Genomic DNA, 24,835 nt, shown 5'->3' on the forward strand with positions numbered 1-24,835 from the left:
CGCCTTCAGGTATCGGCAGCCCTGTGCTCCCATATCCCGGGTAGGCTATTTCTGCTGCTGCAGGCCGCATACGGACACCTCTCCTGTTCCTCGCAGGCATGAATACGGTGCCCGGAAACAGGCAGGTCTCCTGGCTTCCGGTACATCTTCCGTGCCTTCCCAAGGGCTTCATGCCCTCAGTGGCTCTTATGCTGGAAGATGCTGGCGGGCAGGCCCTGTTAGGCCTCCCGCATCCGGTTACAGTGGCGGGACCGCAGCGGATTTGCACCGCGTTTCCCTATTAAGCTTCAGCTCCCTATTTAAGAGCAAAGCACCTGTTTCCACTATATTTTGTTGTCGTTAGTTAAAAATAACCCAATATATTGTGTTTGTAAACCACTTTTTAAAAACCCGCTCCCGGCGCGGGTTCGGCCCGCTTACTCACAAGTGATCCACAGTTAGTCCACAGGTAATCCACAACTTGAGCATAAAAAACAGCGTTCCGGGTCATAAATTGTCCGAAAAAATGCCACAAAGACTCCATAAATATTGTGATTGTGACACTGTAATTGTGACTCGCGGATAAACCTATTAATAGATTCGAATAAAAGGGGTCTGGAGAAGATCCTCCGGGTAATTTGTAGGAGCGCAGCGGAGTTGCTACAATAAGAAGAGACTAGCGTGATTTAACGGATTCGATAACGGGAAGGCTCACCAAATCTTGTTCAGGAGGGATTTAGAGATGGCTATTGGCGAAGTTACGGTAATTCCGATCGGTACAGGCAGCACCAGTCTCAGCAGCTATGTGGCCGACATGCAGCGGGTATTGCAGACGGTGGAGGGGATCACCTTTGAGCTTACTTCTATGGGAACGATTATTGAGGGGCCGGTATCACGGATTCTGGCTGCGGTAGAAGCACTGCATGAATCTCCGTTCACCGCCGGGGCCCAGCGTGTATCCACCTCGCTCAAAATCGATGACCGCCGCGACAAGCCTTCCACCAGCCGCAGCAAGCTGCAATCGGTAGAACGCAAGCTGCAGGATAACTAGTATCCAGGCACAAAAAGTGTTGCGTTTTTAGCTGGAAGTTGTATAATATTTTTTGTTTGACGGCAAACCTGCTTCAAGCTGGTGTAGCTCAGGGGTAGAGCAACGCACTCGTAATGCGTAGGCCGGGGGTTCAATTCCCTTCACCAGCATCCCGATAAACTATGTATGGCGCGGATTCTTGAGTTTTCAAGGGCCGCGCCTTTTTATTCTTCTAACACTCTTCTACCGAAAGCATTAGCAAATTGGGGAGAACATGTGAATAATAACTAGACCCAAATCTAGTTCCAAACTTAAATTACGCCTTCTCCTCCAATAGCAGTTGCTGTGAATGATATAGGGCCAAATAGATTTATAGGCAGGATGCTATCATTTTGAATGACCAACTCATAGTTATGGGTTCCAAGATAAGGACCATCGACCCACAGAACATTTAATTGAATATCAGTGATTGTAGTAAACCGGAAAAAGGATCTATAAATATCGGCTCCCGCACGCCGGATTATAATATAAAATTGACTATTAGCAAGTGCAGTAAGACTTAAGCTGCCATTTAACTCTACTCTACTGGAGTAAGAGGCAGGATTAGCCGGACTAATATTTACTTGCGCTGTGGCCAGACCCGCTCCAGCTCCGGGAATCCCCGCAACCGTTATTGCAGGAGTAAGCGGGTCTAACGGGATTTTTGCCTGCGAACCATAACTTATTATTGATGCCATTGGTCATCACTCCAATTCAAGGTTATAGATTAATATATTGTGAATCTGCAATTATAGTTTGGACTTACTTCCTGATGATTATATACATTTAGCTGTACTTTGCTTGATCATATAAACCTAGATACTAGAAATATACAAACAAGGTTTGGCTTTGCGGCATTTGACAAATAATCAGTATGCTCTATATTTAAGTAAGTAAGATCTATATTAATGGAGTCTTGCTTTGAAAAGAAATCAACCGTTTAAGTGGTATGTATCGGGTACCTGGCGGGTATCTTCTTAATAGAGGTTTTATAGATGTTCAGGAAGGAGCGTATGCATAGGAAATGGGCAGTATTCTTATTGCGTGGCTTTGCATGCTTTGTCTGTTTTTTGCATTTAAAGATAAGGTCAGCCGGAGAATTCTTTATCCGGTAGCACTGGTTGTGGTTTTCGGCACGTTGGGCTATTGGACAGTTTTAATGTAATCTTTAGATAACTATCAGCTTATTTTCAGGTAGATCATTTATATTGAAGATACCAAACACCCCCCAGTGTTATATGGTACCCTGCAGGTCTTGCCAACTCCCATGGCAAGGCCTTTTTGTTTCCCGGGAGGGAAGGCGTAGTTGTGGTTTAAACAATTATATAAAAAATAATTAATTATATTTCTTAACAACCAGGTTTATGTGACTTTTTTCACAATAAAATATCTTGAATTGATTTATATTGAATTTGAAATACTAAAGATGAAAATAAAGCTTAGGGAAAGAAGGAAAAATGATGATGAATCATGAAGGAAGTCTCCGCCGCGGTTTGATCTTTGGTTTGGTTTTAAGTGTTCCTTTGTGGATGTCCATGATCGGCTGGATGCAGCTGCTATAAATATACTGGTGTTTGCTTTACTGAAGCTGTTGCCGGAGTAAATCGGGCGACAGTTTTTTTGGTGTTTTCAGAAGCTGCAGGCGGCATGTTATACTATGCTGAAATCAGTATCTTAAGGAGACAGGATGTATGTGGACGATTATTTTACTTGCAGTTATAGTTATCGCCGCCGCAGGGCTGGTTTATGCGGGCTTCTATTTTTACGGGGTGGCGATCAAGCGGGCGCCAAAGGATTTTTTGGCGAAAACGCCTGATTTGAAGGTGGATCCGCCGGTTGCCGGAGCTTCCTGGGGAGAAGGGGCCGAATGGATTTCCCGGCAGCATTTCCGTGAGGTTGAGCTGCGCTCGGACGACGGTTTGAAATTGAAAGGCTACTTTTTACCGTCTGAGAGGGCTGAAGGCCGGACTGCGATCATTGCACACGGTTATTCCGGGAAAGGCAAGGATATGGGCGCAACCGCCAAGATTTATTATGAGCATTCCGGCTACAATGTGCTGATTCCGGATGCGAGAGGGCATGGGCAGAGTGAAGGGGATTACATCGGCTTCGGCTGGCCGGAGCGCAGGGATTACCTGAAATGGATAGAGTTTGTTCTTCAGGAGACCGGGCCACAGGCCCAGATTGTACTGCATGGGGTATCAATGGGAGGCGCAACGGTGCTGATGGCTTCAGGGGAAGAGCTTCCGCCGCAGGTCAAAGCGGTGGTTGCCGACTGCGGGTATAGCTCAGTAAAGGCACAATTATCCTACCAGCTCCGCCGGATGTATCATTTGCCGGGGTTTCCCTTCATCCATTTCGCCAGTCTGATTACCCGGATCAAAGCAGGTTATTTCTTCGGTGAAGCCTCCGCGCTGAAGCAGGTACGCAAAGCGAAGGTGCCGATCCTCTTTATTCATGGAGATGCCGACAAGTTCGTGCCCTTCTTTATGATGGAGGAGTTATATCAGGCCTGCAGTGCTCCCAAGGACAAGCTGGTGGTGCACGGAGCCGGACATGGGCTTGCCTATGACACAGATAAATCGAAATATATCGCCAGAGTAGATAATTTCATTGCGCGGTATGTTCACTAATCCGTGAATATACCCCCAGAAAGTAGACGTGCCCGATACCCGCAAGCAGCGGTTATCGGGCACTTATATGTTCCACACATGGATGTGCTCTCTGCAACAAGAAAGCAGCTAAGCCATGTCTTCTCGGTATATTTCATCCCCCGCCGTTCGTGAGCGTAACGGGTATCGTAATTCCTTGTTATTTCCAGCAGCCGTGTGGCGAGAATAATCCTTCCAAAACGACAAAAGCCCTACCTCTCTCTTGTCCTTGCGGCTCCGTGGCCGCGCCAGTGTGAATCGGAATGCTATGTTCGAATTTAGTCTCATAAAAAGGAAGAGTCATGCAAGAAAACGTAAGATTTTGTGTCCAAAATGCCGATAATAAAAGGAAGCAAAGCAATCGGCCCGACATCTTCTTGATGGGGATATATAATACACCTAAACAAATATTATTTTATTATATCACGGAATATATGTTATTGCAAATATAAAAAAGCGCTCGGTAAGACTGGGGATGGGGGAGCAAATGAATATATACGGGGCTTTTTTAAAGAAACAGATCGGAAATTATTTGTTCGGCTCCGTTCTTGCTGTAATGGCGGTGGGAAGTCTGATATTGCTGTCTTCTTTGGAGATCAGCGTCGTGGAGTATGGCCGCTTGTTAATTGTATTGGTGCTTTCATTCATGATTATGGCGGTTGCAGAGGTCAGCATATTCCTGAAGCAAATCAGGCCGGTCCGCACCGCTTTAATGGAACCAAAACCAACGCTGGCTGTGCTGGAAGAAGCTTATCTGCATACGCATCAGCTGCCAAGGCATGCCGTCCTGCGGATTCTTGGTCCTCACCTGCTTGGTTTGTCTGTGCCAGCAACCCTGATGACATTATGGATGATTCACAGCGGGCTGCTCAGCATTCCCTATTTTTATCTGCTGCTCGCGGTAATTGGGGCGGTTCTTGTTGCCAGCATGCATGCACTGATTGAGTTCTATCTGACCTGCTCGGCGATTATTCCGCTGATTAAGGAATTCAGAAACCGGGCGCTTGAGATGTACAATGTAGATTTCTCGCTGGAGGGGCATGTCTTCGTGCCGATCCGTCCCAAATTTTTGATCAGCTGCATGCTGATCGGGACGTTTCCGCTGTTTCTTTTTATTATGGCCACGCAGATACGTATGAACAATACCGGAAGCGGGCTGATTGGCCTGCAGAGCTATTGGGCCTGGGCAGGTATGGTGCTGCTGATCGGCACTTTTTTCTCCTCCGTAGCGGCACTCCTCTTGACCAACAGTGTGCAGCATCCGATCAATGAGCTATACAACGCGATGAATCACGTAAAGGATGGACACCTCCAGCAGGTGCAGGATGAATATTCCGATGAATTCTCTAAGCTGGTCGCCGGATTTAATATGATGGTACGGGGGCTGCAGGAACGCGAGCAGCAGAACCGGCAGCTGCTGGACAGCTACTTTACAACTCTCGCCGTTGCTCTGGATGCCCGCGATTCCTACACTGCCGGTCATTCGCTTCGGGTGGCGGAATACTCTGTCATCATCGGGCAATTAGCAGGTCTGTCCGGACAAAGTCTGGATGATTTGCGGAAATCAGCACTGCTGCATGATATCGGAAAAATTGGCGTGCCGGATAATGTGTTGTTCAAAGAGGCGAATCTTACAGATGAAGAGTTTGACCAAATCAAAAGCCATCCGGTGCTCGGAGAAAATATTTTGCGCCAGATCGAACCGGTGGAGAAAATGGCCCCGTATTTAAGCGGGGTGCGCTCGCATCATGAACGCTATGACGGCAAAGGTTATCCTGATGGGCTGGCGGGAGATGATATTCCGCTGCACGGCAGGATTATTGCGGTGGCGGATGCTTATGACGCTATGACCTCGGACCGCCCGTACCGGAAAGGGATGGACCATGAACGGGCCCTAATTATTCTTGAACAAGGCCGGGGCAGCCAGTGGGATCCTGAGTTCGCCGGACTATTCCTGGCCTACTTCGGGAAAGCTGTAAAATCTGGCGAAAGACAGTATCCGGGACGGACGGGGTAATCCAAGCACTATGCTGTGAATGCAGATGCCCCTAATATTTCTAGCGAAAGCGGATACTTCCATTTTGTGGAGGTGTCCGCTTCTCCTTGCGTGCCTATTTTGTGAACAGCTCTGTAAAACCGACAATTAACGACTACATTCATTGAAGGATTGAGGGTAGACCGTTATAATTATTAAGTCTGGATTTTAATTAAAAAATAAGGGAGAATTTTATGAAACGCGCAGATGTACTGCTAATTTCCATCGTGCTGATTGCTGCGCTTGCTTTTCTCGTGCCAAGATGGCTGGGCGATGATAAGGGCGGGCCGGGCAAGAATCTCGTGGCCAATATAACGGTGGACGGCAAGCTGTTTAAGACAGTACAACTTACAAAAGAAGAGCAGACGATTGAAATCCGTACAGACCGGGGTTATAACATTTTGAAGGTTCATGATTACGGAATCGAAATGTATGATGCGGACTGCCCGGATAAGGTATGTCTGGGGTTTGGAAAGATCACTCAACCAAAACAGACCATCGTATGTCTGCCGCACCGGGTACTGGTAGAAATTGCAGGGACATCGGGAGGAGATGAGATCGATGGCTATGTCCAGTAAGGAATCAGCAACGGCTCTGAAAAGAACGGTGATTATTGCGATTTTTGCTGCGGTTGCCGTGGTGCTGAGTATTGTGGAAGCCCAGATTCCACTCGCTGGTATGGGCCTGATGCCCGGGGCGAAGCTGGGATTTGCTAACATAATGATTTTGACCTGTATTTTCTTTTTACGCGGACGTGACGCTTTTGTGCTGGTCATTCTGAAGACTTTGCTTACCGCATTTTTGCTCGGTACTTTCTCAAGTTTGCTCTTCAGCCTGTTTGGTTCACTGCTCAGTTTTGTAGTCATGTTCCTGCTGGTCCGCTTTGGCCGCAAGAAGCTCAGTGTCATCGGAATCAGCATCGCCGGGGGACTCGCCCACAATACCGGGCAGCTGCTGGCTGCATCTATGGTATTTAACTCTACGAGTATTTTATACTATCTGCCTGTATTGCTGGTTACAGGTATTGTGACGGGGATTCTTGTCGGCTTTGCGGTGCGTTATCTGGTGGCTTCACTGTCGAAGATTTCGCTGTTTGAAGAGTTTCTGAACTGACCGGGTCAGTAGCTGCGGAAGGATGACTAACATGAATGAATCTTACAAGGAAACGGAAACCGGAGAGGAAGCAGCAGTCATCTCTCTGGAGGGAGTGGCGTTCGGATATGATCCGGAGCACCCCATTCTGCAAAATATTACGCTGTCCATTCCTAAGGGACAATGGGTGAGCGTAGTGGGCCCGAACGGCAGCGGCAAGTCGACGCTGGTCAAGCTGCTGAATGACCTGCTTCCCAAAAGCGCAGGAGAAATCATAGTCTGCGGACACCGATTAGAAGAGGCTAACATCGGAGCCATTCGCGGCTGTATCGGCATGGTCTTTCAGAACCCCGATAATCAGTTTATCGGTGCAACGGTAGAGGAAGACATCCTGTTCGGCCTGGAAGGGCTGTGTTTATCCTACACAGAGATGGACGAACGCCTTAAATTCTATACAGAGAAGCTGGGGATCGGCCATTTGCTGTCCAAACACCCGGGTGAGCTGTCCGGCGGTCAGAAACAGCGGGTTGCCATCGCCTCCATTCTTGCCATGAAGCCAGGCATCGTCATCTTTGACGAGGCCTCTTCCATGTTGGACGAGGGGAGCCGGGATGAGCTGCTGGATATCCTCCGGGGGTTGCGGGATGAAGGGTACACCATTCTGATGATTACGCATGATGCCGATGAGATTCTGGCTTCTGACCGTGTGCTGGCGCTCCATGGAGGCACTCTGGCCGCAGACGTTCTGCCGGAGGAGCTGTTCCAGGATCAGGAGCTGCTTACGAAGTGTCATCTGCGCGAGCCTTATCCCTGGAGGCTGGCCCGTGAACTAGAGCGCTTAGGGATCCAGGTGGATGTTCCCGCCAGTGAAAAGGAGCTTATAGATACAATATGGCCATACAACTACAGCAAGTAAGCTATACCTACGCTGACCGGAGCCTATGGAAGCAGACGGCGCTGCATGATATTAATCTGAATATTTCAAAAGGGTCCATGGTGGGGATTGCCGGTGCAACAGGCTCCGGCAAGTCTACGCTGCTTCAGCTGTTCAACGGGATTCTGAAGCCGTCGGAAGGAACAGTAAGCGTGCTTGATGTGACCATCCGGGCCGGTGAAAAATCACCGAAGCTGCTGCCGCTCCGCCGCAGGGTGGGCCTTGTCTTTCAATTTCCGGAGCAGCAGATGTTTGAGGAGACCGTAGAGAAGGATTTGATTTTTGGACCGCTTAATTTCGGCATGAGTCCCGAGGAAGCCAAAATACGTGCCCGCCAGGCCATGACGGATATGGGCCTGGACCTTAGTCTGCTGGAGCGCAATCCGTTCCGCTTAAGCGGAGGGCAGATGCGCAAAGCGGCCATTGCTTCGGTGCTGGCCATGGACCCGGATATCGTTGTGCTGGATGAGCCGACAGCAACGCTCGATCCTGTCAGCCGTGCAGAACTGATCAGCCTTCTCGAACGTCTCTGCCGGGAACAGGGACGGACGATTATCATCGTAACCCACCGGATGGACGAACTGCTGCCTTATGCCGACCACTGGGCCCTGCTTAAGGAAGGGCGGATTGCCTTTCAGGGGAGCGGGCAGGCGCTTGCTGCAGATCCTGGCCTTCTGGAGAGCTGCGGATTGACAGTCCCGCACTCACTCCGGTACTGGCGGGCGGTTGCCGAGCGGTTCGGTCTGGAAGGCGAGAAGCCTTGCCTGACTGCTGAGAGTCTTGCCGCGCGTATCGCCTTACTGCATGGAGAAGCGGAGAGCAGCGGGCCTGCGGGAAAGAGGGATGGCTATGAATGAACGGCTGCTGCTTGGACGCAGCATTGAGACCGGCTCCTGGGTGCATAAGCTGGATGCCCGCTCCAAAATAACCGGAATGTTATTGTATTTAGTCATTATTCTGCTGTCGCATTCCTGGGCAGCGATGGGGCTGCTGGCTGTATTCTCGATTGCGGTGATGGCGTCGACACGCATTCCGCTCAAATATTTCATTAAGGCTGCCAAGCCTTTGCGGTTTTTGATGTTATTTATTTTCATTGTACAGATCCTGTCGGTGAAGGAAGGCGATGTATGGTTCTCACTGGGGTCGTTTTCGCTGTACGAGGGCGGACTGCGTCTGGGATCCTTTTCGGTCATCCGCATGCTGTTTCTAATCACCTTCACGGCACTGCTGACCTTCACGACGACACCGGGCAAGCTGAATCAGGGCCTCGAAGGCATTCTTTCTCCGTTCAAGAAGCTGGGGTTATCACCCGACCGGCTCACGATGATGATTGGCATCGCCCTGCGCTTCATTCCGACGATTCTCGATGAAGCGCAGATCATTATGAAAGCCCAGGCCTCACGCGGAGCGGATCTCAAGGAGCTGCCGCTGAAGGAAAAAGGGCGGATGCTCGTATCGCTGCTTGTACCGGTAATCACCAGCGCCTTCCGGCGCGCCCAGGATCTTGTCTATTCCATGGAAGCACGCGGCTTCCGCATGGATGCCCCGCGCAGCCAGTATCACCGCCTGAGGTGGGGCATGGCTGATACTTTGTTCGTCGTTATGTTCATCATCATGGGAGTTGCAGTAGCATTATTGTAATAGTTTAGGGGGAAACAAGCATGGCACGTTATTTTAACGGCAGAGAAATTGAATTATTGGCACCGGCAGGGACGTTTGAGATTTTCAAGGATGTGGTTCAGTCGGCCTGTGACGCGGTTTATTTTGGCGGACCGGTTCTTAATATGAGAATGATGCGCAAAGGCTACAATCTGTCACACGAGGAAATTGCCCAGGCGCTGGTGATTGCCCACAGTCTTGATAAAAAAGTGTATGTTACCGTCAATAACCTGTTTAGTGAAGAAGATGTGGAAGAAGCCAGAGAATACCTGCGGTTCCTCGACGAGGTTCAGCCCGATGCGCTGATTGTACAGGATATGGCCGTGCTGGAGTTAATCCGCGAGATGGGGCTTACGGTCCCGGTTCACGCTTCCGTAATGATGAACGTCCACAACCTGGAGATGATCTACGCGCTGCGCGAGCTTGGGGTAAGCCGGGTAGTAACCTCGCGTGAGATGGATTTACAGACGGCGAAGCTGCTGGGACAGAGAAGCGGAATGGAGCTGGAGTATTTCATTCACGGCGATATGTGTTCAGTGCATGGGGCCAACTGTTATTTCAGTTCCCAGGTGTTTGGAATGAGCAGCAACCGGGGGAAATGCATGAAGCCTTGCCGCTGGGATTACCGGATCAAGAAAGACGGCTATGTCTTCCCGGCAGAATACCCGCTGGCTGTCAAAGATATGTTCATGTATGAGCATCTTCCGGAGCTGATCGAGTCGGGGATTACTTCCTTTAAGATCGAAGGCCGGATGCGTGACAAAGAATTTATGGTTATGCTTGCGAACAGCTACGGTGAAGCCATTGACCGCTACATCGATGATCCGGTCGGCTTTGACCGTACCGTAGACTCCAAAGAGCTGTACAAAAACCGCAAACGCGATTTTTCCACTGCTTATGCTTTTGGCAAACCGGGGTTGTCGAATATTAACCGCCGTTATGAAGGTACAGGCAAATTTTACAGCACAGGCAAGGTATTCAGCACACCTACTGCAGAACGGGAGTTGTCAGAGGACCGGGTAATGCAGCTGCGGGAACGGTTTGCGGAAGGTAAAAAAGCAAAATCAGCCAAACCTGAGCTTGCGGTACGTGTAAATAATATGGAGCAGGCAAAGCTGGTGCTTGAACTGGGTGTAGACCACCTGTATCTCCCGGGGGATGTATTCGAGCCGGATCTGCCGTTCACCAAACAGGATATTAAAGAACTTGGGGCGCTGAAAGGCCGGACGAAGCTGTACTTAGGAATGCCGCGGATGATGACGGAGCTGCATTTTGATCAGTTCAGTCAATTGCTGAGCGGGGAATGCCTGCCGGTTGACGGACTTCTGGTTACCAATTTAGGGGCGATTCACCGCTTCAGGGATATGGGATATCCCATGATCGGAGACAGTAATCTTAACGTTTATAATCATCTTTCCGCTGGTTTATATACAGGCCTGGGTCTCCAGAAGCTGACGGTTTCACCGGAAATGACCATGGAGCATTTTGCCTCCTTTACCTCCCGATGCGATCTGCCGCTTGAAGTTGTGGTTCACGGTACACCGGCACTGATGTATATGGAACATGATCTGTTTGAGAACACGGAGGTTATGGAGCCGATTGGCGAGGAAGATAATCTGCATGTCAGCAACAAGGTGCTCGTGCTTAAGACAGACAAAGGCGAAAACCCGGTCTATCGTGACCAGTACGGCCGCTGCCACCTGCTCTTCTCCAAAGAACTGTGTTTCCTGCCGATGCTTGGTGAAATGAGTGATCTAGGGATTGCCAGCTTCCGGATTGAAGGAGCGACTTATAGCACCACTGAACTGCGGACCATCATTACAGCTTATCAGGCCGCTATTAACGGCACTAGTGATACAGAAGATCTGCTGGGCGGATTGCAGCCTGTGTATGCAGGATATACCCTGGGTTCACTGCAATTTAATTAAAGCCTAAAATTTAAAATACTGAGTAACAGTGTTTACTAGAGATAGATTATAGACTGGAAAGTTATATTTTTCACAAACAATACGAATGGCTAGGGTTAGGCACGGACGATATAATAAGTAAAAAGTGACATGGACCATTCCTGCAGGCCATACCATTTCATAGATGAAAGAGAGGGATCTTCATGGAGCAATCACCATTCATCGGCAGAGAGGCTGTAGCCGCCAAACGCAAGCAATATTTCTATCCTTGTACAGCGCACTTTTATCGTGATGCCCCGCAAATAGTCCGGGGAAGCATGCAATACGTCTATGATGAGAACGGCAAGGAATACACGGATTTCTTCGCCGGTGTTTCTGTGGTGGCCTGCGGCCACTGCAACCCGGCTATCACGGCCCGCACCATTGAGCAGCTGCAGCAGCTGCAGCATACATCAACGGTGTATTTGACACAGCCGAACGTGGATCTTGCAGAACGGCTGGAAGCGGTGCTGCCGGGCAGGCTGCGACGGAGCTTTTTTGTGAACAGCGGCTCCGAAGCTAATGAGGGGGCATTGCTGCTGGCTAGAATGCATACCGGACGCAAGGGTTTTATTGCGCTGGAGAGCGGTCTGCACGGGCGGACCAATCTTACAATGAGCGTAACCGGCCTGCAAATGTGGCGGACGGACAAGTATCTGGATGAGGATGTTACCTTTATTGAACGGCCGTATCATCCTGAGCTGTCGCTGGAGGAGGCTGCAGCACGCTCGGTTCAGAGCCTGAAGCGTGTTCTGGAAGAGAAGGGTGACAGCATTGCCGCAATGATCGTTGAACCGATTCAGGGCAATGGCGGCATGATTATGCCGGCACCCTCTTATTTCCGCGAGGTTAAAACGCTGCTTGAGCAATACGGTGTACTCTTGATTGACGACGAAATTCAAACCGGCTATGGGCGTACGGGTGCCATGTTTGCGATTGAGCATTTCGGAGTCGTTCCGGATATCATCAGTATGGCAAAAGCGCTCGGCAACGGTGTTCCGGTGGCGGCCTTTGCAACCACTGATGAAATTGCTGCTTCCTTGAACCGTCCATCGGCATCTACCTTTGGAGGTAATCCGGTGTCTGCGGCGACGGCACTGGCTGTCCTTGATTATATCGAGAATGAGAGGCTGCCGGAGCGTGCTGCAGAGCTGGGTGGACATCTGAAACGCGGCTTGCAGCAGCTTCAGGCAAGTTATCCTGCACTTATCTCTGATGTACGGGGCACCGGCTTCATGCTTGGCGCCGAATTAACCGGCAATGCAGCAGTCACTGCTGCTGAGCTGACGGATGATGTGCTGGAAGAGATGAAGGACCGCGGGTACCTGATCGGCAAAAACGGTGTGAACCGCAATGTTCTTGCCTTCCAGCCGCCGCTTGTCGTTACAGCGGAGAATATTGAGGGTATGCTTACAGTACTGAATGATGTGCTGCTTCAAGCATCACAAAAGCTATCTGCGGCCGTGCCGGCCGAGTAGACAAGCAGACACAGGAATCGAAGGTAAAGGACGAATGATATGGTTATATTAAATGCTTTCAAAACAACGGCGCTTAAGCTGAAAATGTTCAGCGAGCTGGTCATGTTCTCACATACGCTCTTCTCCCTGCCGTTTGCCATCATTTCGATGGTCTGGGCGGCAGGCGGATGGCCTTCGGGGCATATGATGCTGTGGGGGCTTATCGCACTGATCGGGGCGCGCAATGGTGCCAATGCCTTTAACCGGCTGGTGGACCGTACCTTTGATCAACAGAATCCGCGAACCGCACACCGGCATCTGCCGCAGCGGCTGCTGGCGGAGAAGGAAGTTGTTCTGTTTATCGTCATCAACTATGCACTGTTTATTGTTGCCGCCGGTATGCTGAATTTGCTCTGCCTGGTATTGTCGCCTGTGGCGATTGTCCTGATCTCTACCTACTCTTATACTAAACGCTTTACCTTTCTCAGCCACTTGTACCTGGGATTTGTAATTGCTTCGGCACCGATAGGTGCCTGGTTCGCTGTAACCGGGAATATCGCGTTTACGCCGTTCGTCATTGGCACGGTCGTTATGCTGTGGATTGCCGGCTTTGACATTATCTACGGCACGCAGGACATCGATTTTGACCGGCGGCATGGCCTTTGGTCCATCCCGAGCTTCTTCGGGCTGGAGAACGCCCTGCGCATCTCTAAGGGCCTGCATTTCATCATGGTGCTGCTGCTGCTCTTTCTGTACCTCTGGCGCGATCTGGGCTGGATGTACCTGGTGGGCATCGGCATAGCTACGCTGCTCCTGATGACGGAGCACAGGATTATTAAACCTTCGAACCGTAAGCTGATGAAGGTGGCTTCGTATAATTTGAATCAGGTGATCAGTATGGTGATATTGCTGTGTACGCTGATTGATTATTTTTATGTTAGCTAGGGGCAGGCTCGGTTAGGGTGCTCTGCTGCGAGGAATGTTTGGACTTCCGGCCGCTGTTATGTTTGGATTCCCTGATTGGAAACCGCTGTTCGCGGTAGGAATCCAAACATAAAGGCGGACGCTATCGCTCCTACAGTTCCAAAATTCCTCTCCGCTCGCCTATACCTCGCCTGGGCTAACAACAAAAGACAACATGCCTACCCAGCAGGGGGGCGGCAGAAAGGCGCGTAAAAGGCTGACTACGGCGCCTTTTTTGCTATTTCTAAAAAACCAAAAACCAAAAACAAAAACAAAAACCCCACCCCCCCCATGCTAAACTCACTCACGGGCGCTTCGCTGCGTTCGGCTAGTTTAGCGGATGGAAAGAATTGGACGCAAAAAAAAGAGCCCGGAGGCTCTTTTTTGCGTTTGAGGGGAGGCTTCAAGTGTTTAAAGATAGATTACATAAGTGATTAGTGATCGCGCCCTGCAAAATACTGCAGCAGAGTGTCCAGATCAGCATGGGCCGGATAATCGGAGAGCTGCTGCACGATGGCTGCGGCTTGATCCAGGTAGCTCTGGCTGACTGCCTCGGTACGAGCTAGGGCATCACTGCTGATGATGAGATCCAGTACATATGACACCTCTTCTTCGGAAGAGGCGGGGCCAATCGTACGAATCGCCGGAGCGAGCTTAGGGTCCTGAAGAGCAAAGAGCACGGGAAGGGTTACCTGGCCATGCCGCAGGTCGCTGCCGGCTGGCTTGCCCAGCACATCTGCGGACTGGGTGAAGTCAAGCAGGTCATCCTGTATCTGAAAGGACATGCCCAGGGCCTCTCCAAAAGCGTAAAGGAGCTGCGCGACTTCTTCTGAGCTCTCTGTAGACAATGCGCCGACCCGGAGGCAGGTAGCCATTAGCATGGCTGTCTTGTTACGGGATTTCTCCAGGTATTGCTCAAGTGTCAGATTATAATCGAAGGCATGCTCCATCTGCTGGTATTCACCGAGGCAGAGCTGAGCGGTTGCTACGGCAGAGAGATCATGAACGTAACGGTTTTTGTCTCCGGTATACTTGCTTAACAGCTCGATTACCCTGGCAGACATGTAATTGCCGATATGAACAGCGGATAGAACACCGGTCTTCACGTGCAGGGCGGCTCCGCCGCGCCGCAGTTCGGCATCGTCGATAATATCATCATGAATTAAAGAGGCTGCGTGTATAAATTCTGCAGCTGCGGACAGCTGCAGGGTTCTGCGTCCTGAAGGCTTGCGTCCAAACCGTCCGCCGACGATGACCATAAGCGGGCGGAGACGTTTGCCACCGGAGCCGACCAGCTCAAGAATGCTCTGGGCCAGCTGCGATTTTTTGGGAACATCCTTATCACGGGCCACGAGATTTTCGATTTCACGGTTAATTTCATTCAGATCTATATTCAAGGCTTCGTGCAGCTTCATGTTTAGGATCCCCACCTGTCAAATGGCTTTGCTTGTGCGGCTTCGCTGGCTGCGCTCTTGGAGAAGGAACTCTTCGATTCCAGCCGCCGGATTTTGCTCTGTGAAGTCTCCATTTGAACGTCTGATCTGCAATTTTTTAATGGATGGAGCCAAATAAGCAACGAGGTCCAGCTCACGGCATTTCACTGCAAACTGCAGATAAAAGCTATACAAGTAATCTCCGTCCAAAATGTTGCGGGTAAGTTCGGGATGATGTGGGACACATTCCATATGGCGCTGTGCCGCCACGGTAAGAATGGTATAAATACCTAGCAAATGGACTTTGCGGTCATATTCCAGATCATGGCGTTCCAATACCGCGAGCAGCTGCTCACATTCCGCCGGAGAGAGATACAATTGAATACCGGCGATAGGGGACATTTCAGTCTGCAAAAGCCGGAAGGTATCTTCAATGAGTTGTCTGTTCATTAAGCTCCTCTCCTTCATGTCGGTTTTGACGGAAGCAACCATTGCCCTGATTATCCCTACAAAACCATTCTTTAAAACCTTGTTAAATAAGGAGAGTAATGTGTCCTAGGGACACATTACTCTTAAGAATATCTTATTCAACTGTAGCACACATAAATCACATAATAATATGGTTAAATGAATTATGACTTATAAATGGTGGAGAAAGTAGTGATATACATCAGTCCGTAAACAGATACCAACGCCGGACGAGCGGAATTCTCTTCCATTGCTTCTTGAGCCAAGGCAGGACGTAGTAGTCCAGACCGAAGACGCTGCCCGATCCGCCGATGCATGCAATAGCTGCTCCAACGTACCAGAGCATTTCTGTTGATGCCATCTTGGTAGACCAGATCATAACGGCCATACCTATGGTCGCTATGGAAGCAATTGCTGTAAACAGACCGACGATAAGCATCACACCGAAGACGATTTCGGCACAAACCATGCCGATTTGGAACCATTTAGCCAGGGCTGTATAATCTGTTCCGCCACTGTTATAGAACATCAAGTTCATAAACCAGTGGGTAATATCATAAATCCATCCTGGAACCCACAAAGCTTCAACCGCTTCCTTGGCAGTTGTAACTGCGGAAGCTGCGGATTGGGCGTCCACTGTATCCTTGACGGCATCAACGGCAACGCTGGCCGAGGAGGCTGCATCTGTAAGATGCGCAGGGGCAGGGATCAAGAAAATCTTATTCGGATCTTCCCAGATCTTCTTAAACTTATCGATACCTTCATAGAGCCACATACCGCCGAGAAGCATACGCAGCGGAACGAGCCAGAAGTTCGGTGAACGTTTGGAGAAGTACCCGCCCACGAAACTCTTGCGGTTCTCTACATGGAAGAACTCGTGCATCATATAAGTCCATACTTTATTGAAGCCGACTACCTGTGACAGGTAGAACATGTTAATGAAATGCTTGGAGAGCATAGCCATGAAGCCGGTCAGCATGAACAGTTTGCCTGGAAGGCCAACGTTCGCTACACCGTAGCGGCTGCCGATGGAAACCATCGTACCGTGGAATCCCGGTTTGTAGGCTTTCTTAGCAGTACCTTTGATATCCGCTGTAATGTTTCCGGCAATGATTGGAGCCGCTTGTTCAGCGTTCTCAACCATTTGCGGAACAGGGCGTTTTTCACCTTCAGGGATGAAGAAGATGTTATCCCCAACAACATAAACGTTCTTGTGGTCAACACTTTCCAGATGTTCGTTAGTAACAATACGCTTGCGTCCTTGTTGTTGAACATCAAGATTTCCTACGATTTCAGAACCTTCAACACCGGCTGTCCAGACAATAGTCTGTGCTTCCACAATGTTCTTCTCGCCGAGTGCAACACTGCCAGCTCCAACTTCGGTGATTTTCGCGCTGGTAACAATTTCTACATTCAGCTTGCGAAGACGGGCTTCAGCTTTTTGAATCAGTTTGTCCGGAAGGATAGGCAGAACCTTCGGAGCCATATTAGCAACGATAAGACGTACTTCGGAAGGATCAATAAAGAACTCTCTGCACAGCTCTTCGCGTTGCTCGGCCATTTCTCCGACCAGCTCGACACCTGTAAAGCCGGCGCCAATGATAACGAAGGTCAGCATGGAACGGCGGACAGCCGGATTCTTTTCTTTAGCCGCTTTGGTGTACATATCGCGGATTTGACGTTTCAGCGCAACGGCGTCGTCATAGGACCAGAAAGAGAAGGTGTTCTCTTCAGCTCCGGGAATACCAAAGAAGGTTGGTTTGCTTCCTGTACCGATAACCAGGTAATCATATGCATAAGTAGCTTTATCGGATTTAAGCTTTTTGCCTTTGAAATCAATATTGCTGATTTCATCAAGCGCTACATCTACTTTAAGACCTGCAAAGATTTTCTTCAGATCAATCTTAATTGAATCCTCAGGCGCGCGGTTCGCTGAAACCTCATGCAGCTCAGTCAATAGAGTGTGATAGGGATTCCGGTCGATTAGTTTGATTTCTACATCTTTGTCGTTCTTAAATTTCTTTGCCAGTTTCTTAGCCGTGAGTACGCCGCCGTAGCCGCCGCCCAAAATGACTATTTTCTTCAAGAGAAATTCACCTCATTCGTCTGATTAGCTGCAAGAGGTAAGCGAATTATTATTTCGCGCCTTCGAGTGCTTTTTCTGCAAGTGTAAAGTATTCGCCTACGTTGATGGATACGCCGGAAATTGCATCGGTTTTGCCTTCAGCATCCATAGTAGGTGCGGCACCTTTATTGTCAAGGAAATACTTCTCAGCCAATGCGATTTCTTCATGCCATTCAGCAGAAGCACCGCCGGCTTTCATGCCGTATTTGCCATCTACAGAATATTGTTTCTTGTCATCACCTGCAGCATTCACGCCGCTGAATTTAGCAGCTACGATGTTACCGTTAGCGATAGTGAGGTCAACAGTGGATTTGAAGCCGTTGTTGGCATCGAATTCTGCGCCTTCTGCATGGTACCCACCGTCTTTGTAAGGACCAGCTTCAGTAGGGCCGGCAGCAAGAGCGGCTTGTGCTGCTACTACGAAGTCGCTGACACCAACGGATACGCCGGAGATTGCATCAGTTTTACCTTCAGCATTTACTACAACTGCTGCTGGATCCTGCTTTTCAACCAAGAAGGCTTCAGCCTTAGCAGCCTGCTCATGCCATTCCGCTTGGCCGCCGCCTTTGGATACCAGACCGTATTTGCCGTCTTCAGAAACTTTTTTCTTCAGGTCGCCGGCGTTCTTAACGTTGAAAGCATCCCAATCCGCTTTAGTGATTTTTCCGCCTTCAACAGTCAGCAATACGAAGGATTCCCAGCCTGTTTTTTCGTCAGCAGGTGCTGTTCCGTAGTAAGTTCCATCTTGATATTGTCCAGCCTCAGCTGTGGCATTACCGGAGTTTGTTGCTGCAGGAGCAGTTGTTTCAGCCGGAGCGTTGGTAGCGGCAGTGTTAGCAGCGTTGTTATTGTTGTTGCCACACCCTGCGAGCAGGGTACCAAGTACCAGTGCGCTCGACAAAATTACAGAAGCTTTTTTCATTTGTGATGACCTCCAAATTAGTTTAAAATATATATATTAAAATGTAAAACATTTTAATAGACATGGAAGTGATAAATATCACTTTATAAATGACAAATGTCACTCTTATTATCGGCACGAAACCCTTTTTGTTGCAGTACTTTGACATATATCAGTAAACATTCGATAAAATTTTAAACATCTTGTTTCTGCTCCGAAGGCATTTTAGCACAATAAACAGATCATACATGTGAAAAAAATCACTAAACCTAAAATAATTTATCTTTATCTAATTTATCTATAGTTGGATTATATCAAATTTTAAAAGATTTGAATACTCATTAAAGAGACTATTATGTGACAAAATACGACTTTGGCCATTAAGCGCCTGCTTCTCCCGATTCAGTTCCTATGGCAGGGGGTAATACATCCTAAGCACGTGAAACTCTGAATATACCTTAAATTTAGGGAAACTAAGGAGATGAACTTGTAATGGATAGCAATGTATTTAAAGGGAAATGGATGCAGGTTAAAGGTGAGGCCAAGAAGCAGTGGGGCCAGCTTACTGATGATGACCTAGATGTAATTGATGGTGAAAAAGATAAATTAATCGGCAAGTTGCAGGAGCGGTACGGCCATACCAAGGATCAGGCAGAGGCGGAGTACCGCAATTGGGAGCAATCGGTCCGCAGCTAATTAAAATGAAGCTTTGGATGATAGGGTAGTCACATTTGCATGAAGAGGCGGTGTTCTATGTACAAACCGACCGTCGTCACCGGCAGGATTATTGAAGTAAATGCTGATCGCGTGCTTACACAGCAGGGAGACATGTTCTGTACCTATCATCCCCGGTATTATACATTTCCGGATGCAGAGATTTGGACACACGCCGAATGTGACCTGGAAGAAAAGACTGAACAGGATTTTGCAACAGCAGAAGGTATGCAGGTGACCAAGAGGCGCTGGAATCCGATGTGGCTCTGGTTTTTGCCTCAGAAAAAGAGCGCAAATCGAATTTGATTTGCGCTCTTTTTTGGTTTTCAATCCAGAAGTAACTGCAAGACCCAATTATTCCTATACATAGTACTAGAACTGTGGTTTCATGAATTTAAATTATTATTATGATAGTATGAGTTAGGAAAAGTTATTAACTTATAAAAGCTGCAGGAGTGAGGCTATGGAGTATCTGAAAATCTTTTTTATCAACACCGCCCTGCTGATTACTTTGGCCTATCTGGGCAATTTAATATATAAACATACCATTACATATGCACCTGAGCGGATTAAGAAGATAAGCTGGGTCATTCTGGCGATCTTTGCCGGTTGGATTAGTACGGTTTTCGGATATCGGCTGGGCGAGCATGCCATCTTTGATTTGCGGTATGTACCGCTGATCATTTCCACTCTAGCCTACCCGCAGCCTTTCATTCTTATATTAATTGGTGCGGGCATCGGGATTACCCGGCTTACCTTCGGAATTAACGAGGCGACAGTGGCGGGCGTACTTAACTTGTCCATTCTGGGGTTTGTCTGTGCCGCCCTCAGCTTATGGGTGCGCCGCTCGAATATGGCCTATTGGATCAAAAGACTGGTCGTGATTCTCGTGGTGAACTTAATGAATGCAGTGAATATTATCGCCTTTGGCGTGGTGCCGGACCGGATGTATATCACGGATATAATGCCTATCACCTTATCTGCCGGGCTGGTGCTCAGTCTGCTGTTCGCGATGATTATCCGCGATTTCCAGCTGGATCTGCTGCGCAACGGACAAATTATAAGAGCGAATGAGCTCCTCTCCGCCCAGACCGAAGAATTGCATAAGAACAAAATTATCCTGGAGGAAAGAGCGAAACAGCTGACGCTGGCTTCCCAATACAAATCAGAGTTTCTGGCCACGATGTCACATGAGTTGAGGACGCCGCTCAACAGTGTTATTAATCTGTCTCAATTAATAGAAGAAAATAATGATTCCCTGAATGGGGAGGAGACAAAGGAATATGCGGGGATCATTCACCGCTCAGGTGAGGATCTGCTGATGCTTATTAACGATATTCTGGACTTATCTAAGGTAGAGGCCGGTAAGCTTGATATTAACAAGGAGGATTTGAACGTCAGTGAAATTCCGGAACTGCTGACGTTGCAGTTCAGTGTTGCAGCCAGGCTTAAGGGGCTGGAATTCACAGTTACGCTGGACAGCCAGGTGCCGGAGGTTATTCATTCCGACCCCCAGCGTGTGCAGCAGATTCTTCGTAACCTGCTCTCCAATGCCTTTAAGTTTACAATGGAAGGACATATCTCACTGAATATCCGGACGTTTGAGCAGAAGGAGGGGGCCCTTCAGCGGCGCTGGATTGTATTTGATGTGCAAGATACCGGCATCGGAATTGCCGCGGAGAAGCATGACATCATCTTCGAAGCTTTTCAGCAGGCAGACGCAACGATCGGCCGCAAATATGGCGGAACCGGACTGGGCCTGTCGATCAGCAATGATCTCGCCAGACTTCTGGGCGGATTTATCACGCTTCACAGTGAAGAAAAGCAGGGAAGCAGGTTCTCTCTTTATTTACCTTTATAGCTGATAGGGGGAAGGATCTTCCGGCTCCAACATAATTTGTGATTTTGCTGTATTGACAGCAGGGTGATGCTGAGTAGAATGGAGCCAATGCCGCATCAAAGGAGTGTTATCACCCCCATGAACATCATGAGAAACAGGCTGCCGGGTATTCGTCCCAAACGTGTCCGCAAAGCTTCGGTTCACCGCAACAATCTTAGAGTCGCAACGTTTGAAGGGATACCATCGACTATTTTCCAGGTGCTGCTGCAAGGGCAGTTTTTAACTGGATTTCTGCTATATTTGGGGGCGAGTTCCAGCCAGATAGGGTTTGTACTGGCGCTTACCACGCTGGTCAACGTAGCGCAGATTGGTGTTGCTTTTCTGATCCAAAAGCTGCCAAGCCGCAAATGGGCGATGGTGACTTTTATTGGCCTGCATAGAGTGCTCTGGGCGGCGACTGGGCTTGTGCCTTTTGTCTTTCCCAAGGAACACTGGGTTACAGCTTTTATCATTATGTATACTATTGCGTTCATTGCCAATACGGCGGGAGGTATGCTATGGACCTCGGTTATTAGCGACCTGGTTCCTGCACGTGTAAGAGGCCGTTATTTCGGCATCCGCAATACATTTCTGAACGCGTTGGGAAGTCTCGTGATGTACGGCGGAGGTGTTGTGCTGGACCGGTATCCGGGCGGGCACGGATTTCTGATTTTGTATATCGTTGTATGGATCTTCTCAGTCTCTAACATTATTGTGTTCTGCTTTTATCCGGATGTTCCGTTTGAGAAGTCGGAGGAAAAAGAATTTCTGCCGATGTTTAAGAAACCGCTTCACGATAAGCTGTTTATGAAATCAACATTGTTTCTTGCCGCCTGGCTGCTGCTGCAGAACCTTACCGTTCCGCTCTATTCCTATGTCATGCTGCAGCTTATGCATATTAACTATCAGACTTTATCGCTGCTGAATGTGTCGCAGACGATCTTTATGATGGCCAGCTTCTACGTCTGGGGCAATCTGAATGCCAGATACAGCAACAAACGGCTGCTGCTCTGGACACTGCCGATTATCGCGCTATCCTCACTGATGTGGGGAATGCTGTCCATATTGCCGGTGCTGCCAGTCCTGTTTGCGGCGCATATTATGTTTGGCCTGGGCGTAGGGGGATTCAATCAGCTGGCGTTCAATTTTATTATCGGGGACACCCCCAAGAAGGAGCGGCCGATGTACATGGCGATGTATGCGGCGCTCACCGGGCTGGCAGCTTTTTTCGGTCCGCTGATCGGGGGCAAGATTTACGAATGGATTATCCGCTGGCCGGAGTGGACGCAAATCTACGGGATGCAGGTAGTCGTCGGATTACTGATGCTTGCGCTGGCGCTGCTGCTTGGCCGCCGGATTCTCAGGGATGAATAGAGATGAAGCCAGGGCATATGGCAACGCAAAGGGAGAGGTCTAAATGACAAGGGTAGCGGTAGTGCTTGGAGCTACAGGACTTATAGGCAAGGCGGTTACCCGGGAATTGCTTACCGGTGAATGGGATGAGGTGCGCGTGCTCGTCCGCCGTCCGCTCGAGCTGAACCATCCCAAGCTGAAGCAGATCCATATGGACTGGGAGCAGCTAGGGCAATATAAAGACCAATTCGCCGGGGTGAATGCCGTCTTCTGCTGCCTGGGCACAACGATTAAGAAAGCCGGTTCGCAGAAACAATTTGAGCGGGTCGATCTGGAATACCCCCTTGAAGCTGCCACGATAGCCAAAGCTTCCGGTGTGAAGCAGTTTTTGGTGGTCTCCTCTATGGGTGCAAGTTCCAAATCGCGCAACTTCTATAGCCGAACCAAAGGGCGGACTGAGGACGGGCTGACAGCCGTCGGTTTTCATGGCCTGCACATCTTTCGGCCGTCGCTGCTGCTGGGGGAGCGGGCTGAACACAGGCTCGGAGAACAAGTGGCTGCCGTTATCATGAAGGCTCTGGATTTCGCGATGGTCGGTAAGCTGGCCCGGTACCGGGCGATTCCGGGGGATAAGGTAGCAAAAGCGATGGTGAATATTGCCCTTGCCAATACGGGCGGGGTACATATCTACACGAACGAGGTTATCCATGTAATCGGCAGCCGGTAAAGCGTATGTGCGGTTTGCAATATACCGAGTCAAGGACGTACAATGGGACATAAATCATCTGTACATAATGACATGGATGTCGTGTACACCTTAGGAGGAGCTTATTATGAGTAAAAAGCAGATAGCAACCACCCAGGCGCCAGGAGCAATCGGGCCCTACAGTCAGGCTATTGCAGCCGGCAATTGGGTGTACACCTCTGGACAGCTGGGTCTGAACCCGGAAACCGGAGAATTGGCAGAAGGGGTGCAGGAACAGGCCCGGCAGTCACTTAACAATGTAAAGGCTATCCTTGAGGAAGCCGGCGCTTCGATGGACCAGGTCGTGAAGACCACAGTCTATTTGAAGGACATGAATGATTTTGCTGCTGTTAATGAAGTGTACAGCACATTCTTCACTGAGCCTTATCCGGCCCGCAGTGCAGTAGAGGTGGCTCGGCTGCCTAAAGACGGACTGGTGGAAATTGAAGCGGTCGCACGCAAGAAATAAACGGTCCTTATAATCCTTATGGCAATATCCCTCAATGACTCTGTGTGAACAGGGACGTCGGGGGATTTTTTTTGTGGAAAACAAATCGTCAAAGAGGCTGCCTTCAGTCCATGAGCAATCATGAACGGGCGGCCTCTATTCATACATGCCTGTCTATCCGCAGGGATCGTTAGTATCTCCGGCGGTGCGGTGTGAGCAGCAGCCATAGGCTATAGAGCAGCAGTAGGCCCGCCGTGACCGCTCCGGTTACGAATATGCTGCTGGTCTCCCGCTGCTCAAGAGCAATGGCGATGAACGCCCATACGAAAACCAGCGGATAGATAGGATCACGATGAGGGAAACTGACAATTACTGCGAGTAAGGTGCCCACACAGAGCATAATCACAGCCCAGGCAGGATCGCTCAGGCCAAAGCCGTCCCAATTATTTTTCTCTAGCACGACACTGACATTGACGATGGTTGCAACAGAAATCCAGCCGAGATAAATGCTGAAGGGCAGTCGGATCAGCCATTGTTCACCAGTAGTCGGGTGATCAATAGCTCGGGTCTTCCGGTAGATCACGATCAGCGAGACCAAAATCAGAACCATAGCGACCAGCGAAAGCTCGATGTATAAATAATGCCAGAGAAACAGCCAGCTCATATTAAAGATGCAATTCAGCACGAACCAGATACCGATAGATTGAACGGAGTCCCGCGACCCGGTATTTGGGCGGAACTGATAAATAACGAACCCGGCCAGCAGAAGATAAATAACCGACCAGATGGAGAACGCATAGCCTGCCGGTGTGAGGTAGGTATGGTACTTGTCAGAGATTTCACCGGTGCTGTTGCCCCCCAGCGGCAGAACTACAGACAATGTGTTGACTATGATGACACCCAGGAAAAACAGCAGGTTCCACCACTTATAAGGATTGTTTCGCAGCATAATCAATTCACTCCCTAAGCTTTATAGTGAAGACG

At 49.3% G+C, this 24,835-nt stretch carries 23 protein-coding genes, 1 tRNA gene and 1 riboswitch; of the genes, 18 read left to right on the forward strand and 6 right to left on the reverse strand.

Annotated features, from left to right (window positions below):
* Positions 1 to 103: 103 nt before the first annotated feature.
* Positions 104 to 333, reverse strand: a riboswitch (cobalamin riboswitch).
* A gap of 388 nt (positions 334 to 721) precedes the next feature.
* Together L6H70_RS19585 and L6H70_RS19590 are read left to right on the forward strand one after the other, a co-directional pair.
* Entirely contained in the window at positions 722 to 1,030 is a 309-nt protein-coding gene (locus L6H70_RS19585; RefSeq protein WP_236335737.1) for an MTH1187 family thiamine-binding protein, read from the forward strand.
* A gap of 77 nt (positions 1,031 to 1,107) precedes the next feature.
* Positions 1,108 to 1,179 (forward strand) — tRNA-Thr (locus tag L6H70_RS19590).
* 141 nt (positions 1,180 to 1,320) lie between these two features.
* On the opposite strand, the gene L6H70_RS19595 is transcribed toward L6H70_RS19590, so the two are convergent.
* Positions 1,321 to 1,746, reverse strand: a complete 426-nt coding sequence (locus L6H70_RS19595; protein WP_236335739.1) for a hypothetical protein — start codon at positions 1,744 to 1,746, stop codon at positions 1,321 to 1,323.
* A gap of 993 nt (positions 1,747 to 2,739) precedes the next feature.
* On the opposite strand from L6H70_RS19595, the gene L6H70_RS19600 reads away from it, so the two are divergent.
* The 10 genes from L6H70_RS19600 (at position 2,740) to L6H70_RS19645 (ending at position 13,767) form a co-directional block, all read left to right on the forward strand.
* Positions 2,740 to 3,681: an alpha/beta hydrolase gene (locus L6H70_RS19600; RefSeq protein WP_236335740.1), complete on the forward strand. Its 942-nt coding sequence runs from the start codon at positions 2,740 to 2,742 to the stop codon at positions 3,679 to 3,681.
* A gap of 505 nt (positions 3,682 to 4,186) precedes the next feature.
* Positions 4,187 to 5,716, forward strand: coding sequence for an HD domain-containing phosphohydrolase (locus L6H70_RS19605; RefSeq protein ID WP_236335741.1), 1,530 nt, complete (start codon positions 4,187 to 4,189; stop codon positions 5,714 to 5,716).
* A 212-nt stretch (positions 5,717 to 5,928) separates the two neighbouring features.
* A complete protein-coding gene (locus L6H70_RS19610; protein ID WP_236335742.1) occupies positions 5,929 to 6,312 on the forward strand; it encodes a NusG domain II-containing protein in 384 nt (127 codons plus the stop codon).
* Complete coding sequence (locus tag L6H70_RS19615; protein ID WP_236335743.1) at positions 6,296 to 6,847, forward strand: Gx transporter family protein; 552 nt, start codon at positions 6,296 to 6,298, stop codon at positions 6,845 to 6,847. The genes L6H70_RS19610 and L6H70_RS19615 overlap by 17 nt, the downstream gene beginning before the upstream one ends.
* Before the next feature lie 31 nt (positions 6,848 to 6,878).
* A complete protein-coding gene (locus L6H70_RS19620; RefSeq protein ID WP_236335744.1) occupies positions 6,879 to 7,742 on the forward strand; it encodes an ATP-binding cassette domain-containing protein in 864 nt (287 codons plus the stop codon).
* Entirely contained in the window at positions 7,718 to 8,617 is a 900-nt protein-coding gene (locus L6H70_RS19625; RefSeq protein ID WP_236335746.1) for an energy-coupling factor transporter ATPase, read from the forward strand. The genes L6H70_RS19620 and L6H70_RS19625 overlap by 25 nt, the downstream gene beginning before the upstream one ends.
* Positions 8,610 to 9,401, forward strand: coding sequence for an energy-coupling factor transporter transmembrane component T family protein (locus L6H70_RS19630; protein ID WP_236335747.1), 792 nt, complete (start codon positions 8,610 to 8,612; stop codon positions 9,399 to 9,401). Before L6H70_RS19625 ends, L6H70_RS19630 begins: the two co-directional genes overlap by 8 nt.
* Before the next feature lie 20 nt (positions 9,402 to 9,421).
* Positions 9,422 to 11,347 carry a peptidase U32 family protein gene (locus L6H70_RS19635; protein ID WP_236335748.1) on the forward strand — a complete coding sequence of 642 codons (1,926 nt, stop codon included), beginning with the start codon at positions 9,422 to 9,424 and terminating at the stop codon, positions 11,345 to 11,347.
* A 182-nt stretch (positions 11,348 to 11,529) separates the two neighbouring features.
* On the forward strand, positions 11,530 to 12,843 hold the full coding sequence (locus L6H70_RS19640; RefSeq protein ID WP_236335749.1) for an aspartate aminotransferase family protein: 1,314 nt from the start codon (positions 11,530 to 11,532) through the stop codon (positions 12,841 to 12,843).
* A 39-nt stretch (positions 12,844 to 12,882) separates the two neighbouring features.
* Positions 12,883 to 13,767 (forward strand): UbiA-like polyprenyltransferase, encoded by an 885-nt coding sequence (locus L6H70_RS19645; protein WP_236335751.1) that lies wholly within the window; start codon positions 12,883 to 12,885, stop codon positions 13,765 to 13,767.
* A gap of 452 nt (positions 13,768 to 14,219) precedes the next feature.
* Here L6H70_RS19645 and L6H70_RS19650 read toward each other — a convergent pair whose 3' ends face one another.
* From L6H70_RS19650 to L6H70_RS19665, 4 genes are all read right to left on the reverse strand, one after another.
* The gene (locus tag L6H70_RS19650) at positions 14,220 to 15,200 is read right to left on the reverse strand and encodes a polyprenyl synthetase family protein (RefSeq protein WP_236335752.1); all 981 of its coding nucleotides are present in this window, start codon (positions 15,198 to 15,200) and stop codon (positions 14,220 to 14,222) included.
* Positions 15,201 to 15,218: 18 nt separating this feature from the next.
* Positions 15,219 to 15,668 (reverse strand): hypothetical protein, encoded by a 450-nt coding sequence (locus tag L6H70_RS19655; RefSeq protein WP_236335753.1) that lies wholly within the window; start codon positions 15,666 to 15,668, stop codon positions 15,219 to 15,221.
* Between the two features lie 220 nt (positions 15,669 to 15,888).
* Positions 15,889 to 17,772, reverse strand: a complete 1,884-nt coding sequence (locus L6H70_RS19660; protein WP_236335754.1) for an FAD-dependent oxidoreductase — start codon at positions 17,770 to 17,772, stop codon at positions 15,889 to 15,891.
* 49 nt (positions 17,773 to 17,821) lie between these two features.
* Positions 17,822 to 18,733, reverse strand: a complete 912-nt coding sequence (locus L6H70_RS19665; RefSeq protein ID WP_236335755.1) for an FMN-binding protein — start codon at positions 18,731 to 18,733, stop codon at positions 17,822 to 17,824.
* Between the two features lie 471 nt (positions 18,734 to 19,204).
* Between L6H70_RS19665 and L6H70_RS19670 the strand changes: the two genes are divergently transcribed.
* The 6 genes from L6H70_RS19670 to L6H70_RS19695 all read left to right on the forward strand — a co-directional run bounded on the left by L6H70_RS19670 (position 19,205) and on the right by L6H70_RS19695 (position 23,872).
* Positions 19,205 to 19,408, forward strand: coding sequence for a CsbD family protein (locus L6H70_RS19670; RefSeq protein WP_236335756.1), 204 nt, complete (start codon positions 19,205 to 19,207; stop codon positions 19,406 to 19,408).
* 57 nt (positions 19,409 to 19,465) lie between these two features.
* Positions 19,466 to 19,732, forward strand: a complete 267-nt coding sequence (locus L6H70_RS19675) for a hypothetical protein (RefSeq protein WP_236335757.1) — start codon at positions 19,466 to 19,468, stop codon at positions 19,730 to 19,732.
* A gap of 157 nt (positions 19,733 to 19,889) precedes the next feature.
* Positions 19,890 to 21,287 (forward strand): sensor histidine kinase, encoded by a 1,398-nt coding sequence (locus L6H70_RS19680; RefSeq protein WP_236335759.1) that lies wholly within the window; start codon positions 19,890 to 19,892, stop codon positions 21,285 to 21,287.
* Between the two features lie 117 nt (positions 21,288 to 21,404).
* Positions 21,405 to 22,679 (forward strand): MFS transporter, encoded by a 1,275-nt coding sequence (locus L6H70_RS19685; protein ID WP_236335760.1) that lies wholly within the window; start codon positions 21,405 to 21,407, stop codon positions 22,677 to 22,679.
* Between the two features lie 43 nt (positions 22,680 to 22,722).
* A complete protein-coding gene (locus tag L6H70_RS19690; RefSeq protein ID WP_236335761.1) occupies positions 22,723 to 23,385 on the forward strand; it encodes an oxidoreductase in 663 nt (220 codons plus the stop codon).
* Positions 23,386 to 23,491: 106 nt separating this feature from the next.
* Positions 23,492 to 23,872, forward strand: coding sequence for a RidA family protein (locus L6H70_RS19695; protein WP_236335763.1), 381 nt, complete (start codon positions 23,492 to 23,494; stop codon positions 23,870 to 23,872).
* A 169-nt stretch (positions 23,873 to 24,041) separates the two neighbouring features.
* Here L6H70_RS19695 and L6H70_RS19700 read toward each other — a convergent pair whose 3' ends face one another.
* Positions 24,042 to 24,800 (reverse strand): TspO/MBR family protein, encoded by a 759-nt coding sequence (locus tag L6H70_RS19700; protein ID WP_236335764.1) that lies wholly within the window; start codon positions 24,798 to 24,800, stop codon positions 24,042 to 24,044.
* Positions 24,801 to 24,835 lie beyond the last annotated feature (35 nt).

The organism is Paenibacillus auburnensis (assembly GCF_927798115.1).
Classification (GTDB): Bacteria; Bacillota; Bacilli; order Paenibacillales; family Paenibacillaceae; genus Paenibacillus_AQ; species Paenibacillus_AQ auburnensis.

Bases quoted from the DNA above. Each gene is read 5' to 3' on its own strand.
- L6H70_RS19645 (WP_236335751.1), top strand. From the start codon at position 12,883: ATGGTTATATTAAATGCTTTCAAAACAACGGCGCTTAAGCTGAAAATG.
- L6H70_RS19670 (WP_236335756.1), top strand. From the start codon at position 19,205: ATGGATAGCAATGTATTTAAAGGGAAATGGATGCAGGTTAAAGGTGAG.
- L6H70_RS19700 (WP_236335764.1), bottom strand. From the start codon at position 24,800: ATGCTGCGAAACAATCCTTATAAGTGGTGGAACCTGCTGTTTTTCCTG.
- L6H70_RS19690 (WP_236335761.1), top strand. From the start codon at position 22,723: ATGACAAGGGTAGCGGTAGTGCTTGGAGCTACAGGACTTATAGGCAAG.
- L6H70_RS19685 (WP_236335760.1), top strand. From the start codon at position 21,405: ATGAACATCATGAGAAACAGGCTGCCGGGTATTCGTCCCAAACGTGTC.
- L6H70_RS19665 (WP_236335755.1), bottom strand. From the start codon at position 18,733: ATGAAAAAAGCTTCTGTAATTTTGTCGAGCGCACTGGTACTTGGTACC.
- L6H70_RS19680 (WP_236335759.1), top strand. From the start codon at position 19,890: ATGGAGTATCTGAAAATCTTTTTTATCAACACCGCCCTGCTGATTACT.
- L6H70_RS19625 (WP_236335746.1), top strand. From the start codon at position 7,718: ATGGCCATACAACTACAGCAAGTAAGCTATACCTACGCTGACCGGAGC.
- L6H70_RS19650 (WP_236335752.1), bottom strand. From the start codon at position 15,200: ATGAAGCTGCACGAAGCCTTGAATATAGATCTGAATGAAATTAACCGT.
- L6H70_RS19630 (WP_236335747.1), top strand. From the start codon at position 8,610: ATGAATGAACGGCTGCTGCTTGGACGCAGCATTGAGACCGGCTCCTGG.
- L6H70_RS19605 (WP_236335741.1), top strand. From the start codon at position 4,187: ATGAATATATACGGGGCTTTTTTAAAGAAACAGATCGGAAATTATTTG.
- L6H70_RS19610 (WP_236335742.1), top strand. From the start codon at position 5,929: ATGAAACGCGCAGATGTACTGCTAATTTCCATCGTGCTGATTGCTGCG.
- L6H70_RS19675 (WP_236335757.1), top strand. From the start codon at position 19,466: ATGTACAAACCGACCGTCGTCACCGGCAGGATTATTGAAGTAAATGCT.
- L6H70_RS19655 (WP_236335753.1), bottom strand. From the start codon at position 15,668: ATGAACAGACAACTCATTGAAGATACCTTCCGGCTTTTGCAGACTGAA.
- L6H70_RS19620 (WP_236335744.1), top strand. From the start codon at position 6,879: ATGAATGAATCTTACAAGGAAACGGAAACCGGAGAGGAAGCAGCAGTC.
- L6H70_RS19635 (WP_236335748.1), top strand. From the start codon at position 9,422: ATGGCACGTTATTTTAACGGCAGAGAAATTGAATTATTGGCACCGGCA.
- L6H70_RS19695 (WP_236335763.1), top strand. From the start codon at position 23,492: ATGAGTAAAAAGCAGATAGCAACCACCCAGGCGCCAGGAGCAATCGGG.
- L6H70_RS19615 (WP_236335743.1), top strand. From the start codon at position 6,296: ATGGCTATGTCCAGTAAGGAATCAGCAACGGCTCTGAAAAGAACGGTG.
- L6H70_RS19600 (WP_236335740.1), top strand. From the start codon at position 2,740: ATGTGGACGATTATTTTACTTGCAGTTATAGTTATCGCCGCCGCAGGG.
- L6H70_RS19595 (WP_236335739.1), bottom strand. From the start codon at position 1,746: ATGGCATCAATAATAAGTTATGGTTCGCAGGCAAAAATCCCGTTAGAC.
- L6H70_RS19640 (WP_236335749.1), top strand. From the start codon at position 11,530: ATGGAGCAATCACCATTCATCGGCAGAGAGGCTGTAGCCGCCAAACGC.
- L6H70_RS19585 (WP_236335737.1), top strand. From the start codon at position 722: ATGGCTATTGGCGAAGTTACGGTAATTCCGATCGGTACAGGCAGCACC.